A 13,656-nucleotide genomic window follows, 5' to 3' on the forward strand; every position below is an offset into this window, starting at 1 on the left:
CAGGTGGCAGCAGAGGTCGCGGGGGCGGTGGAGATACGTGGTGCGCTGTCCAGACTCCGGCGCACCACCGGGCTTCCGATCGCCTTCGGCGGGCTGGTCGAGGCGGGCCGGACACAGGTCCGGATCAGCGAGCTGAACGGGACCAGCACGGCGTCGCTGCGCTCGCTCGCGGTCACCTCGGGGAACGGCCTCGGCGGCAGGGCGGTCGCCCTGGCCCGCCCCTGCGCGGTCGTCGACTACTCGGCCTCGCAGCAGATCAGCCACGAGTACGACATCCCGGTGGCGGCCGAGGGCCTCCGCTCGGTGCTGGCGGTACCGGTGGTGGTACGGCGCCGGGTGCGGGGGGTGCTGTACGGCGCGCTGCGCACCGCCCAGCCGCTGGGCGACCGCACGCTGGGCGCGGCGGTGGCGGCGGCCCGGGACGTGGAGCAGGCGCTGGTCGTCCAGGACGAGGCCAGGGGGCTGCTGGCGGCGGCGCGGCCGGCACCGGGCGCGGTGGCGGATCCGGGGGCCGCCTGGGAACAGGTGCGGGAGGCGCATGCCGCGCTGCGGGCTCTGGCGCCGCGGATCCCCGACCCGGAGTTGCGCGCCGAACTGCTGGCCGCCTGCGGGCTGCTGACCGCGCCGGCGCCGGTTCCGGAGGCCGAGGGGGTGCTGGCACCCCGGGAGGTGGACGTGCTGGCGTGGGTGGCGGCCGGGGCGACCAACGCCGTGGTCGCCGAGCGGCTGGGCCTGCGGCCGGAGACGGTCAAGGGCTACCTGCGCTCGGCGATGCGGAAGCTGGGCGCCCACACCCGGGGGGAGGCGGTCTCGGCGGCGCGTCGGACGGGGGTGTTGCCATAGCCGGAGGGGACCCATGCCATTCATGCGGACGCGCGGTGAATTGCCATATGCGAAGCCCCTGTTATTTCCCTCACCACGCCGTTCGGCCGGATTTCGGGGTTCATTGCCTAGAATTTGGCCCGGACACGACACACGAGGGGAGCGGTGACCGTGCGACGGGACTTCCAGGAGCCTGCCAGATGCCGCCCCGACCTGGTCATCGGCCGGGCGGAGCTGTTCGCGGCCGCCCGGGAGCAGCTCTCCTCGGGAGGCAGCGTCCTCCTGCACGGGCCCGCCGGAATAGGTAAATCGACCGTCCTGCGGGCGCTGGACGCGGAATACGCCGGCACCGCCCGCACCGTGTTGCGCTGCTCGGCCACGGAGTCCGAATCGCACCTTCCGTTTCTCGCCCTCGCCGACCTCTTCGGCCTGGTCCTCGACGACGTCTCCGCCCACCTGCCCGGCGCCCAGCGCACCGCCCTGGAGTCGGCCCTCACCGGCCGCGGCGAGTCCACCCTCCGGCGCGACGGCCTCGCCCTGCGCCTCGCCGTGCTGTCCACGCTGCGCGTGCTGGCCGCCGAGGGGCCCGTACTGATCGTCGCCGACGACCTCCAGTGGCTGGATCCGGCCAGCGCCGAACTCCTCGGCTTCGCCGCCCGCCGCCTCGGCGGCACCCCGGTCCAACTGCTCAGCGCGGTCCGCACCGAGGGTCAGGAGTACGACCGTCACCTACGCGCGTCGCCCCCGGACACCGTCGCCGTCCGGCTCGGCGCCCTCAACCGCAAGCAGGTCTCCGAGCTCCTCGACCACCGCGGCCACACCGGGCTGAGCCGGTCCACGGTCCGGGAGATCCACCGCACCAGCGGCGGCAACCCGCTGTTCGCCCTCGAACTCGGCCGCGCTCTCGCCGAGAACCCGATCCCGCCCCGCCCCGGCGAACCGCTGCCGGTGCCGACCTCGCTGCGCGCCCTGGTGCTCAGCCGCCTCGACATGCTCTCCGTCGAGGCCCGCCGCACCCTGCTGGTGGCCAGCGCCGGCGCCCGCCCCACCCAGGCCCTGCTGCACGCGGCCGGCCGGGAGAACGCCGAGGCCGAGTGCGCCCAGGCGGCCGAACTGGGGCTGCTGGCCACCGAGCCGGAGGGACCCGCCGTACGGTTCGCACACCCCCTCATCTCCGCCGCGCTGTACGCGGAGGCGCCCGCCCAGGAGCGCCGGGCCGCGCACGCGGCGCTGTCCACGGCCGCCTCCGACCCGATCGAGCGGGCCCGGCACCTGGCGCTGGCCACCACCGGCACCGACCCGGAGGTCGCCGACCGGCTCGCCGAGGCCGCGACCGAGGCCCGGGACCGGGGCGCCCCCTCGGTGGCCGCGCAGATCGGCCTGCTCGCCGCCCGGCACACCCCCGGCGACAACACGCCCACCCCGGTCGAGCGCCGGCTCCAGGCCGCCGAGGACGCGACCAGCGCGGGCGAGATCGACCTCGCCCAGGACATCGCCCGCGAGGTGCTCACCCACGCCACCCGCCCGGCGGACCGGGTGCGGGCCTGGATCCTGGTGATCGACTCGGCCGGCCACACCATGACCGAGGTGGACGCGGCCTTCCCGCACGCCCTCGCCGACGCCGGCGACGACCCGCGGCTGCTCGGCAAGGTCCACTACCAGCTGGCCTGGCGGGCCCTGATCGTGGGCGGCGACTTCACCGAGGCCCGGCAGGCGGCGGCGCACTCCGCCGGCCTCGCGGCCGAGGGCGGCGACCGGCGCACCGAACTCCTCGCGCTGTCCCTGCAGGCCCAGGTCGAGACCCTGATGGGCCATCCGGCGGCGCCCGCCACCATCAAGCGCGCCCTGAAGGAGCCCCAGGACCCGAACGTGGCCTGCCACCACAACGGGGCGGGCAGCGCCAGGTTCCGCTGGCTGGTGATGGGCGACCAGCTGGCCGAGGCACGCACCACCGTCACCGCACTGCTGCGCGAGGTCCGCAGGCGCGGGCAGGTGGAGAGCGAGGTGCACTTCCTGCGCGGGCTCGCCGAGACCGAACTGCGCTCCGGGCACTGCGGCCGCGCCCTCGACCTCGCCCGGGAGGGCCTGCGGCTCGCCCACGACTCCGGGATCGGCGAGACCGCCTCCGCGATGCTCACCTCGCTGGCCGAGGCGTCCGGCGGCGACGTGGACCGGGGCCTGGCGCTGGCCCGGGAGGCGGTGGAGCACGCCGAGCAGGACGGCGACACGATGTACCTGTCCAGGGCCCTGGGCGCCCTCGGGTACGCCCAGTTGGTGGCAGGCGACCCGGCGGGCACGGTCCGCTCGCTGCGCCGGGTGCGGGAGCTGGAGCAGAGCCTCGGCATCACCGACCCGGCCCGCGGCCGCTGGCAGGGCGACCTGGCCGAGGCACTCGTCCGGGTGGGTGAAACCGCTGAGGCGCAGGACGTCATCGACGTCACCCGTCAGCACGCGCTCAGACTCGGCCGGGAGAGTGTCCTCGCCGCGCTGGACCGGGCCGAGGCGCTGGTCCGGGCCGCGCACGGGGAACGCGACCCTGCCGTCACCCTGCTGACCTCGGCTCAGGACCGGTTCGCCAAACTGGGCTACGGCCTGGAGGAGGCGCGGGCCGCCTTCGCACTGGCCGCGCTGCGCGAGAGGCGCTCCCCGGCCGCGTTCGACGAGGCCACCCGGCTGTTCCGGCGGTGCCGGGCGCTGCCGTGGCTGCGCCAGGTGGACGAGGCCGTCTCCGCGCCGGAGCCACCGGTCGAGGCACCCCCCGCGCTCGACGCCCTGGACGGGCTGGCCGCGATGGAGCGCCAGGTCGCCGCGCTGGTCATGGAGGGCGCCACCAACCGGGAGATCGCCGCCCGGCTGTTCATCAGCGTCAAGACCGTGGAGGCCACGCTCACCCGGGTCTACCGCAAGCTGGGCATCCGATCGCGCGTGGACATAGTCCGTTTGGCCGCGGGGCGACGCGCGAAGTGAGAACGCTCCCGGTTAACTGAGGCGGACCGAGGGTTTTCCCTCCCCCATCCCCCTAGGGGGTTCCCTCATTGGGAGGGTGGGGTTCCGGGTCCTAGCTTATGGATGTGCCGCTCGCCCGGGCATACGGGGGTCGGTCCCGCGACCCCCGTGCTGCACCCCCCACACCCGCGCGACCCCCACCGGCAACCCCCACTGAGGAGACTCATGTTCGGGCACCACCGCGCAAGAAAGTCCGCCGCAGTCCTGGTGGCCACCGCCGCCGCTGCGGCGACCGCGCTGATCGCGTCCCCCACCGCGTCAGCCGCCCCCCAGCCGATCGTCGGCGGCACCACGACGACCACGACCGCGTACCCGTTCATGATGCAGATCACGGACGCGTCCGGCAGCCAGTTCTGCGGCGGCACCCTGGTGTCGGCCACCAAGGTGGTGACCGCCGCGCACTGCATGGAGGGCGAGTCGGCGAGCAGCGTCCGCGTGGTCGGCGGCCGCACGTACCTCAACGGCACCAACGGCACGGTCAGCAAGGTCAGCAAGATCTGGATCAACCCGGACTACACGGACGCCACCAACGGCGACGACGTCTCGGTCCTCACCCTGTCGACGGCGATGTCGTACACCCCGGCGTCGTACGTGACGTCCTCCCAGACGAGCGTGTACGCGGCCGGCGCCACGGCCCGCATCCTCGGCTGGGGCACCACCTCGGAGAACGGCAGCTCCTCCAACCAGCTGCGGACCGCGACCGTCCCGATCGTGTCCGACTCCAGCTGCAAGAGCTCCTACGGTTCGGACTTCGTCCAGACCGACATGGTTTGCGCCGGATACACGTCCGGCGGCGTAGACACCTGCCAGGGCGACAGCGGCGGTCCCCTGCTCATCGGGGGCGTCCTGGCAGGGATCACTTCCTGGGGAGAGGGGTGCGCGGAGGCGGGTTACCCGGGTGTCTACACCCGGCTGACCACCTTCTCGAACCTGGTGACCGCGCAGGTCAACTCGTAACCAGAAGGTCTCCCGAGCATCCCTCGGGTGAGTGACCAGGGGGCGTTGCGGGCTACCACGAGCAGCCCGCAGCGCCCCCTATCCATGGGGGCGCCCACTTGTCCGCGGTGAGCTTCCCCGCGGCGCCCCAGCTGTCGGCCGGGACCTCGTGGATCCAGACCTGCACGGTCTCGGCGGGGATCTTGTACGCGTCGACGAACGCCGTCTCTTCGACGCCGATCTCGGCGCGGCCGCGCAGGGGTGGCAGGCGGGGAGAGCGGCCACCACTGGGTCGGGCCACAGCGGCTGAACCCGTACGCCGGGCCACGGCGGCTGAACCCGTACGCCGGGCCACGGCGGCTGAATCCGTACGCCGGGCACGGGCTCGACGGCCCGGGCGAACGCGGCGTCCAGACGGCCGCCCGCGACCCGGCGGAGCCCAGGCGTTCGGGCGGATGCGCCGACACTCATCGCCCTGCCGGGGCCACGACGGTCCCGAACCGGATGTCGTACCGCTCGCCGGGGTGCAGCGCGGCCAGCATCCGCTCGCCCTCCGCCAGGATCGCGGCCCGGTCCGCCGCCCCGCCGGCCGCCGCCCCGCCGCCCGGTGGCCCGAAGGTCTCGACCACCAGGGCGTCCTCCGTCAGCTTCCACACACCCGCCAGGAATCCGTCCACGAGCAGGGTGCGGTGGGCCTGGTTGCCCCGCCAGGCGCGGCCCCGGTGCTCGGGCGGGACGACACGGGTGCGGTCGGCGTGCGAGAGGAGCAGGTTGTCGAACTCGGGGAGGAAGCGGGGCGGGGCCGGGGTCGCGGGGTCGGGGCGGGGCGCGTCGGGGAGGTCGAAGAGCTCGGCACCGGTCTCGTCCCGGAAGGTGAGGAGGCGGGGCCGCAGCCGTTCGAAGGCCGGGCGGAGCCGGGTCAGTCCGGCCCAGGTCTGCATGTCCCTGACGGAGGCCGGGCCGAAGGCGGCGAGGTAGCGCAGGACTGCGGCGTCCAGGGCCTCGGCGGCCGGCGCCGGCTCGGCGGGCCGGCCGAGCCAGTGTTCCGCGGTGGTGAGGGCGACCTGACCGGACCGCCCCCACAGTCCGCGCGGGGTGACCTGGACGAGGGGCAGGGTGCAGCGGGCCGCGACGGCGAGGGACTGCGGGTCGGCGTCCGGCCATTCCTCGCTCAGCGCCTCCCGCAGCCCGGCCATGGTGCGCGGCTCGGCCTCGACCAGACCCCGGGCGAGCGCGGCGAGCCGGTCCAGGTCGACACCGGCAAGCCCCTTGCGAAAGGCGGTCCGTTCCCGGGTCCGGGCGGGCTGGACCAGCGGGCGCAGGGCCAGCGCGTCGGCGGCGGTGTGGGTGTGGATGGTCGATCGGAGGGTGACGATCCGGACCACCTCCCGGTCCGCCATCAGCCCGGAGAGCTGCTCGGGGGCGAAGCCGTCGAGGCGGGCGGCGAGGGCGTAGTACGGCGGCCTGACGTTCTGCGCCTGGAGGCCGACGAGGTGCGCCACGGCCTCCTTAGCCGACCGGGGTGAGCGGCGCAGCAGGAGCTGGCGGTCGAGGGTGGCGCGGTTGAGGGCGCGGGTGCCGAGGACCGGGCCGGACGGCTGGTTCTTCATACCGGGCACGCTAACGCCGAACGAGGACAGATCCTGTCCTCGATGTCCCCCGTTTCTCTCACCGAATCCCGTCCTCGATTCCCTCCGCCGGGCCCGTATGCCCCGTATATCCTGCGACGAGACTCACCGATCACGTGTGATCACTCCGACCACGCGGATCACACAGCTCACGCCGATGCAGGCTCCACCGAGAGGCGGCCGCGATGTCCGAGCGACGCCCCAGCCCAGTGTCGAAGAACGCCACGAACGGCCGGACGGGCCGGGGCACCAGAAGGTCGGTCTGGCGCCGGGCCCTGTCGCAGGAACAGGACGACACGGCCGAGCTGCCGGCGGCGGGGTCCGGGCCGGGCGGGGAGTCCGCCGAGCCGCCGAGCGTCGTGGAGGCGGCGCTGTACAGCGACGGGGTGCGGGTGTCGACACCGGCGACCCTGGCGGAGACGTACCGCGCACTGCGCGACACGCCCTCGGGCATGGCGTGGATCGGCCTTGCCCGCCCCACCTCGGACGAACTCCTCTCCCTGGCCAGCGAGTTCGACCTGCACCAGCTCGCGGTCGAGGACGCGATGGAGGCCCACCAACGGCCGAAACTGGAGCGGTACGGCGACACGCTCTTCGTGGTCCTGCGCGCCGCCCGCTATCTGGACGCGCCCGAGGAGGTGGACTTCGCCGAGCTGCACGTGTTCGTCGGCCCCGACTTCGTGATCACGGTCCGGCACGGCGCGGCCCCCGACCTCTCGGCGGTCCGCCGCCGCATGGAGGACTCCCCCGACCTCCTCAAACTCGGCCCGGAGGCCGTCCTCTACGCGATACTCGACGCGGTGGTCGACGGCTACGCCCCGGTCGTCGAGGGCGTCCAGAACGACATCGACGAGATCGAGACGGAGGTCTTCCGCGGCGACCCGTCCGTCTCCCGCCGCATCTACGAACTCTCCCGCGAGATGGTCGAGTTCCAGCGCGCGACCCGCCCCCTCGTCGGCATGCTGCACGGCCTGATGGCCGGCTTCACCAAGTACGAGACCGACGAGGAACTCCAGCGCTACCTCCGCGACGTCGCCGACCACGTCACCCACATCAGCGAACGCGTGGACGGCTTCCGCCAGGCCCTCACCGAGATCCTCACGGTCAACGCGACCCTGGTCACCCAGCAACAGAACGCGGAGATGCGGGCGTTGGCGGAGGCGGGGTTCGAACAGAACGAAGAGATCAAGAAGATCTCGTCGTGGGCGGCGATTCTCTTCGCCCCGACGCTGGTCGGGACGATCTACGGGATGAACTTCCGGGAGATGCCTGAGCTGCACTGGGCCCTCGGGTACCCCTTCGCGGTCGTCCTGATGGCGGTCGTGTGCACCGGCCTGTACCTCATCTTCAAGCGGAAGGACTGGCTCTGAGCAACCGGTCGACGAGGGCCTACGCCAGGGCCTCGCGGGAGCCGAGGTAGTCGTCAAAAGGCCCAGCGATGTGGTGGAGCGCACTCTCGTCCACGAGGGCGCGGAACTCGGCGAGTGCACCCTCTCGCACCTGCTGCTGGCGATCCATGCGAACGTCGACGAGCGCCTTGACCTCGGAGGGACGCAGATCGCGCCGCAACTGGGCAATAACGATGTAGGCGTAGTCCTCGATCTGGCACAGCCCCGGCCAGATGTCCCGTTCATAGTTCGACAGCACGGCGGCCCGGCGCTCCATCTCCAGGAAGCCCTCGAACTGCGTGGGGTCCAGCAAGTGGGCGTTGCGTCGCCACAGAGCAGGACGCGGTCGACCAGCGGGAGTGGTGTCCGCTCCCAGCAGTGCCAGGATTTCTGAACTCTCGGAGTCGCTGGCCTGGTAGACCTCAAGCAGCGCCTCGACGAGATCCCGGGCCAGACGTCGACGCCGACCTCGTTCGAGTCGGCTCAGCCCGCTGTTGTCGATCTTGACTTCGCGCCGGCGCAGCACCTCGTGGCCAGCGACGTCGCCCTGCGTGAGGCCCCGGCGTTCGCGCAGTTCCTCCAGGCGCAGGCCGACTTCACTGAGGGTCAGCGACCACGGCGTCTTCGCTTCTGGCATGGTGGCCAGTCTGAGGCTCTCCGCGTCACCTACAAGCAATTTGCTCGACCATATCTCGTTGCCGCCGTGGTGGCGGGCCTGCTGCTGGGCATCGGTACTCAGGGACGTGATCCGCGCTACCACGGTCGTGGCAGCGCCCGTGTCCGCGGTCACCGGGCGACGGCCAGCACGCCGCCGATGGCGAGCGCACCCACGGTGACCGCCGTCGCGATCTTGATGTTGCGCTTCATGGCGAACCTCCTCGGGTCCGCGGGAGCGCCTTTCGTTCCCGCACCGTCACCGTCGCGCCGGGCCCTGCAGTCGCCGCGCGCTGCGTGTGGAGACGGGATGGAGACGACCGGTGGGCTGGCCGGGCCGTTCGGCCCCTCCCGAGGACGTGCGCGTGGCGCGTAGGTACGGGACATGGCCGCCGGCCGCCACCGTGCGCGTCGTCGAGGACGAGAAGGAGATCCGCGAACTGCTGCGCCGGTATCTGGGGGATCGAACTGGCGACGTCGCGTAATCGGTCGTCGCGTATTCCGTGGCCGGTGAGGGCGAGTGGTCACCGTGAGTGATCTTCGGGGGCCTAGTGCCCCTCTAGATTCCGCCACCCTCGGCGGTGAGCTGGGCGGTGATGTTGTCGTGGTAGCCGAACATACGGGCGACCACGGGGGCGGGGGTTTGGAGCACGAGGTAGCGGAGCCGGAGTTCGAGGGTGTCTGGGGTGCTGTGCGGCCCGCCGGCCTGGGACGAGCCATCGGGCGTGGGACTGCTGGCGGTCATGGTGTTGGGTCGCTGGTCGAGGCGGGCCAGGAGGATCCCGGCGAAGGGCTTGGGACGAGGGCGGATCGCCGAACCGACTGTCGCCGGTGCAACGCGCAGGTCAGCCCGTCAGGGGCGGACGTTGACGGTGGCCATCATGCCGAGGTCCTCGTGGTCGAGGACATGGCAGTGGTAGACGCTGCGGCCGGGGTAGTCGGTGAACGGGATACGAAGTCGCACCGAGCTCCGGGCCGGCACCAGGACGACGTCCTGCAGCACGCCTGCGGCAGGTGCACTGGTCAGCACGTGGAACGGCCAGGCGTGCAGGTGGAACGCGTGGTCCATGGGGCTGGTGTTGACCACGGTCCACTCCTCGGTGGTGCCGAGCGCGACGGTCTGGTCGTCGCGCCCGGGGTCGAAGGTGCGCCTGTCGATGGTGAAGGCCATCCCGCCGCCCATGCCCATCCCGCCCATGCCCATCGCGAAGGTGATCTGACGCCGTCTGCTCACGCTGTCCGACGGGATCGACGGGGCAGGCAGCCTCGCGGGCAAAGCGGCCGATGCCGTGACGGCTCCGGACACGGCCAGGGCCGCCAGCGTGACCGGGCCGCCGGCGGAGGGGCCGCTGTCCGTCATGCCGCCCATCATGCCCAGGCTGCCGCGGTCGTACGGTTCGCTGACCAGCGCGTACCGGCCGCTGCGGGTGGGACGCACGAGCAGGTCGGCACGGTTTCCCGGAGCCAGCACCACCTGGTCCCGATCGGCCGGGGCGGGCAGGAACACCCCGTCGAGGGCGACCTGAGTCACACGATGACCTTCCAGACGCAGAGCGAGCACCCGGGAGACGCAGCCGTTGATGACCCGCCACCGCTGCACTGCCCCGGGCGCGGCGGTGATGACCGGCTGGTGCTGGCCGTTGACCAGCACCAGCTCGCCCTCGCGGCCCATCATCCTGGCCATCATGTTCGGCGAGGCGACCCGGCCGGCCCCGTCCAGGGTGATGTCGGTGACCAGCAGGACCAGGTCGTCGGTCACCGGCACATCCGGGTCGGGACCGCCGCCGACCAGCAGCGCTCCGGCCAGGCCGGCGAAGATCTGGTCGGCGACGGTGCCGTGGTGGTGCGGGTGGTACCAGAACGTGCCGGTCGGGTGGTCGGTCGGGACGGCGATGGCGTAGTCGAAGCTGTCGCCGGGCTCGACGGTGACGAACGGGTTGTCGCTGTTGCCCTGCGGGGAGACATGCAGGCCGTGGGTGTGCAGGTTCGTCGGCTGGTCGATGTGGTTGATCAGCCGCGCTCGCAGCAGGTCCCCGGGCCGCACCCGCAGGGTCGGCCCCGGGCAGGTGCCGTTGAACGCCCACGCCGACGTGTCCCGGCCGGCCAGTCGGGCTCCCGGGGCAGCGGTGAGGGTCACGTCGAGCACCCCGCCGCGGCTGGCCGCCACCTGCGGCTGACGCAAACGCTCCCCGGAGGCACCAGGTTGCGCGCGGTTCCGGTCGGTGGGCGCGCCCGCACCGGCTGCCCACCCCGCGGTGCCGGCCGCCACGCCGGCTGTACCGAGTCCGAGCAACGCCAACGCCTGGCGTCGGCTGATCGGCCGGCCGCTCACGGCAACAGACTCCGGCGACGCCGGTACTCGTCCTCGTCGATTTCTCCGCGAGCCTGGCGTTCGTCGAGGATCCGCCGTGCTGCCGAGCCGACCGAACGAGGTGCGGGCGGGGACGTGAGTCCCTCCTGTATCAGCCGCACCACGACGAAGCCGGTAAGCAGGCCGGCCACGATGAACACCGGCCAGCTCCACATCAGGCCCATGATCCAACCACTGCCTGTCATGGCCGATCACGCTCCTTGCCCAGGAAACGCCTCGCGTACCCCAAGGCTAAGACCGCCGCCGGATCGCCGTCGGGGCGACGGCCCCGACCTGCAAAGTTCAACGTCTCGGCAACGGCTGCGACGGGGCGTACCAGGCGGTTCCCCGAGAAAAATCTGGCGGCCTCGTGTGCTCGTGAGTCGCGTGCTTGATGAGGGCTCATGCTCACCGTGAGTGGTCGCCGGGGGCATAGTGCCGCCAGGTCCCTCCGCTCTCGGCGGCGAGTTGGGCGGTGGTGTCGTCGTGCTAGCCGAGCATGCGGGCGACCACGGGGGTGGGGGCCTGGAGTACGAGATGGCGGATCGACATGCGTCCTCGCTGGGTGGGGAAGCCCAGGTTGCGGAGGCGGATTTCGAGGGTGTCCGGGGTCATGGGTTGTCCGGCCCGTCGGCCTGGGAAGAGCCATCGGGCGCCCGGATTGGTCGCGGTCATGGTGTTCGGCCGCCGGCCCAGGTAGTCCAGCAGCATGCCGGCGAAGGGCTCAGGGACGGGTGACGGTGGATCGCCGAGCCGGCAGTGGTATTGCCCGACCGGTGCCCAGTGGTACGACGAGACCGTATGGGAGACAGAGGTCGAGGACGAAGGCTCGCGCGCGAGCCACCGTGCTTCTCTCGCCGGTAAAGTGTCTCCACGAAGCAGTTGGTGTGCCCGTCGAAGGAGGCGTCCAGCGGTTGCCCGGCCAGGAACCGGCCGATGTTGTGCACCAGCACCTCGCCCTCGAAGTGCGCCACCGACCCCGCCTTGGACGCCGGCAGACCTGCCGCGTCCCCGATCGCGAACACCTCGGGGCGGTCGATGTGCTCCAGGGTGTGCGGGTCGACGGGGACGAAGCCCAGCTCGTCGCCCAGCCCCTCGGAGCGGCCCACGTACTCCGCGCCCCCGTGCAGCGGAACGACGACCGCCAGGTCGAACGGCAGCTCCCGCTCGTCGTACGACACCAGCCGGCCGCCGGCGCCGTCGACCCGGCCGAGCGTGAACTCGGCGACCAGCTCGATGCCCTTGTCCGCCAGCAGCCCGCCCAGCGCCTTCGCGGCGACCGGCTTGGTGAAGGCCGCGTCTAGCGGGGTGGCGTATGTCAGCTCGACCCGGTCCCGGATGCCACGCCGCTGGAAGTACCAGTCGGCGAGGAACGCGAACTCCAAGGGCGCCACAGGGCACTTGACCGGCAGATCGGCGACGTCGATCACGACGCGGCCGCCGTCAAACCGCTCCAGCGCCTCATGCAGCCCGGTCGCGCCGGCCACCGAGGATCCCGATGGGCACGTCGACCTCGCCGGACTCGAAGCGGGGCTACGGCGGTACGCAAGCCGCCCGCTGCGGCCTGGTGCGGACCCTGCCGGATGTTCGGCCCCGTCTACGAACGGGCTGCCGAGCGCCACCCGGACATCGTCTTCGGCAAGGTAGACACCGAAGCGCAGCCCACCGTCACCGGGGCGTTCCGGATCTCATCCATCCCCACCCTCGTCGCCGTCCGCGACCGAACCGTCCTGTATTCGCAGCCGGGCACGCTTCCACTTCGGGCGCTGGAGGAGCTCATCGCCGGGATCCGGGCCGCCGACATGGAGGACATGCGCCGGAAGGCCGCGGGCTCGGCGGGAGCAAACTGACGCTCGGGGCACCCACGGAGTTTTCAAGGGTGCCCCTGGAGCGCAGGGATCAGCGGTTGCGGAGGGCAGCGCGCGCGGCGTCCAGGTCGGTCGCGCGCGGGCGGTTGTGCGGCAGTTTGCCGAGCACGGCCGCCATGCCGCAGGTGTTCGTGACGGCGGAGAAGACCAGGCCGCCCGCGACACCGGCCGAGATCAGCAGGAGGGCCGGGTGCACGAAGACACCGAGGACGACGCCGAGCAGGACCAGGGTGCCTGCGGTGAAGCGCACCTGGCGTTCCATGCTCCAGGCGGCCCGTGTGTCGCAGGCGGCCGGCGTGTGCAGGTCGTGCCCCTCGGCGGCCCAGGCGCTGGTGCCGCCGGCGAGGGTGGTCGTGGTGATGCCCTGCTCAGCCAGGAGCTTGCAGGCCTTCTCGGAGCGGGCGCCGGAGGCACAGACGACGAGGACGTCGCCGCGCTCGGCGGCGTGCCGTATCTCGGGCAGCGCCCGCCGGACGTGGTCGAGAGGGATGTTCACGGCGCCGGGCAGGTGCCCTGAGGCGTACTCGGCGGGCGTACGCACGTCGATGACGGTGAGAGCGTGCAGCCGGGTGCGGGCCTGGTCGGTGCCGAGGGCGACGGGGGCGGGGGAATGTGTCATGGCAGGTGTGATCCTTGGTGGTCGACGCCGTCCCGAACCGGGACGTACAGTACCCCTAGGGGTATTTCTTGAGGAGTGATCGTGGAACTGGATCTTGCAGGTGCGGAGCTGAAGTCCGTGCTGAACCGGCTGCGCCGGGCACAGGGTCAGATCTCCGGAGTGATCCGGATGATCGAGGAGGGGCGGGACTGCGAGGAGGTCGTCACGCAGCTCGCGGCCGCCTCCCGTGCACTGGACCGCGCCGGGTTCGCGATCATCGCGACGGGCCTTCAGCGATGCGTGGCGGACATGGAGTCCGGCCGTAACAACGGCGAGGACCCGGAGGCGATGCGGGCCCGGCTGGAGAAGCTGTTCCTGTCCCTGGCGTGAGCAGGCGGCACGGTGT

The 13,656-nt window shown here is 72.2% G+C and carries 15 protein-coding genes; 6 read left to right on the plus strand and 9 right to left on the minus strand.

All coding sequences use genetic code 11. The features are described from left to right. The first annotated feature begins 3 nt into the window (after positions 1–3). From BLW82_RS09140 to BLW82_RS09155, 3 genes are all read left to right on the plus strand, one after another. The gene (locus tag BLW82_RS09140; protein ID WP_093498320.1) at positions 4–843 is read left to right on the plus strand and encodes a helix-turn-helix transcriptional regulator; all 840 of its coding nucleotides are present in this window, start codon (positions 4–6) and stop codon (positions 841–843) included. 144 nt (positions 844–987) lie between these two features. Continuing rightward, positions 988–3,789 carry a helix-turn-helix transcriptional regulator gene (locus BLW82_RS09145; protein ID WP_093498321.1) on the plus strand — a complete coding sequence of 934 codons (2,802 nt, stop codon included), beginning with the start codon at positions 988–990 and terminating at the stop codon, positions 3,787–3,789. Between the two features lie 204 nt (positions 3,790–3,993). Next, positions 3,994–4,785, plus strand: coding sequence for a S1 family peptidase (locus BLW82_RS09155; protein ID WP_093498322.1), 792 nt, complete (start codon positions 3,994–3,996; stop codon positions 4,783–4,785). A 52-nt stretch (positions 4,786–4,837) separates the two neighbouring features. Here the strand turns inward: BLW82_RS09155 and BLW82_RS09160 are convergent, their stop codons facing one another. After that, positions 4,838–5,032 (minus strand): tautomerase family protein, encoded by a 195-nt coding sequence (locus BLW82_RS09160; protein WP_371131481.1) that lies wholly within the window; start codon positions 5,030–5,032, stop codon positions 4,838–4,840. A gap of 199 nt (positions 5,033–5,231) precedes the next feature. Then, on the minus strand, positions 5,232–6,374 hold the full coding sequence (locus BLW82_RS09165; protein WP_093498323.1) for a winged helix DNA-binding domain-containing protein: 1,143 nt from the start codon (positions 6,372–6,374) through the stop codon (positions 5,232–5,234). 203 nt (positions 6,375–6,577) lie between these two features. Between BLW82_RS09165 and BLW82_RS09170 the strand changes: the two genes are divergently transcribed. Next, on the plus strand, positions 6,578–7,762 hold the full coding sequence (locus tag BLW82_RS09170; RefSeq protein WP_177232891.1) for a magnesium and cobalt transport protein CorA: 1,185 nt from the start codon (positions 6,578–6,580) through the stop codon (positions 7,760–7,762). 19 nt (positions 7,763–7,781) lie between these two features. Here BLW82_RS09170 and BLW82_RS09175 read toward each other — a convergent pair whose 3' ends face one another. The 6 genes from BLW82_RS09175 to BLW82_RS09195 all read right to left on the minus strand — a co-directional run bounded on the left by BLW82_RS09175 (position 7,782) and on the right by BLW82_RS09195 (position 12,271). Then, entirely contained in the window at positions 7,782–8,570 is a 789-nt protein-coding gene (locus BLW82_RS09175; RefSeq protein ID WP_256215721.1) for a Scr1 family TA system antitoxin-like transcriptional regulator, read from the minus strand. Positions 8,571–8,993: 423 nt separating this feature from the next. Then, positions 8,994–9,179: a hypothetical protein gene (locus BLW82_RS09180; RefSeq protein ID WP_093498324.1), complete on the minus strand. Its 186-nt coding sequence runs from the start codon at positions 9,177–9,179 to the stop codon at positions 8,994–8,996. A 108-nt stretch (positions 9,180–9,287) separates the two neighbouring features. Further along, positions 9,288–10,616, minus strand: coding sequence for a multicopper oxidase family protein (locus BLW82_RS09185; RefSeq protein ID WP_218162359.1), 1,329 nt, complete (start codon positions 10,614–10,616; stop codon positions 9,288–9,290). A 146-nt stretch (positions 10,617–10,762) separates the two neighbouring features. Beyond that, positions 10,763–10,990, minus strand: a complete 228-nt coding sequence (locus BLW82_RS09190) for an SHOCT domain-containing protein (RefSeq protein ID WP_093498326.1) — start codon at positions 10,988–10,990, stop codon at positions 10,763–10,765. 283 nt (positions 10,991–11,273) lie between these two features. Further along, positions 11,274–11,399, minus strand: coding sequence for a hypothetical protein (locus BLW82_RS45300; protein WP_256215722.1), 126 nt, complete (start codon positions 11,397–11,399; stop codon positions 11,274–11,276). 56 nt (positions 11,400–11,455) lie between these two features. After that, a complete protein-coding gene (locus tag BLW82_RS09195) occupies positions 11,456–12,271 on the minus strand; it encodes an NAD(P)/FAD-dependent oxidoreductase (RefSeq protein ID WP_256215723.1) in 816 nt (271 codons plus the stop codon). A gap of 96 nt (positions 12,272–12,367) precedes the next feature. Between BLW82_RS09195 and BLW82_RS09200 the strand changes: the two genes are divergently transcribed. Then, positions 12,368–12,634, plus strand: a complete 267-nt coding sequence (locus tag BLW82_RS09200; protein WP_371131317.1) for a thioredoxin family protein — start codon at positions 12,368–12,370, stop codon at positions 12,632–12,634. Positions 12,635–12,683: 49 nt separating this feature from the next. Here the strand turns inward: BLW82_RS09200 and BLW82_RS09205 are convergent, their stop codons facing one another. Continuing rightward, a complete protein-coding gene (locus tag BLW82_RS09205; RefSeq protein WP_093498327.1) occupies positions 12,684–13,271 on the minus strand; it encodes a rhodanese-like domain-containing protein in 588 nt (195 codons plus the stop codon). Positions 13,272–13,352: 81 nt separating this feature from the next. On the opposite strand from BLW82_RS09205, the gene BLW82_RS09210 reads away from it, so the two are divergent. Next, on the plus strand, positions 13,353–13,640 hold the full coding sequence (locus BLW82_RS09210) for a metal-sensitive transcriptional regulator (RefSeq protein WP_093507948.1): 288 nt from the start codon (positions 13,353–13,355) through the stop codon (positions 13,638–13,640). The last annotated feature ends 16 nt before the right edge of the window (positions 13,641–13,656 follow it).

Origin of the sequence: Streptomyces sp. Ag109_O5-10 (assembly GCF_900105755.1) — a bacterium.
In the GTDB taxonomy this organism is placed as follows: Bacteria; Actinomycetota; Actinomycetes; order Streptomycetales; family Streptomycetaceae; genus Streptomyces.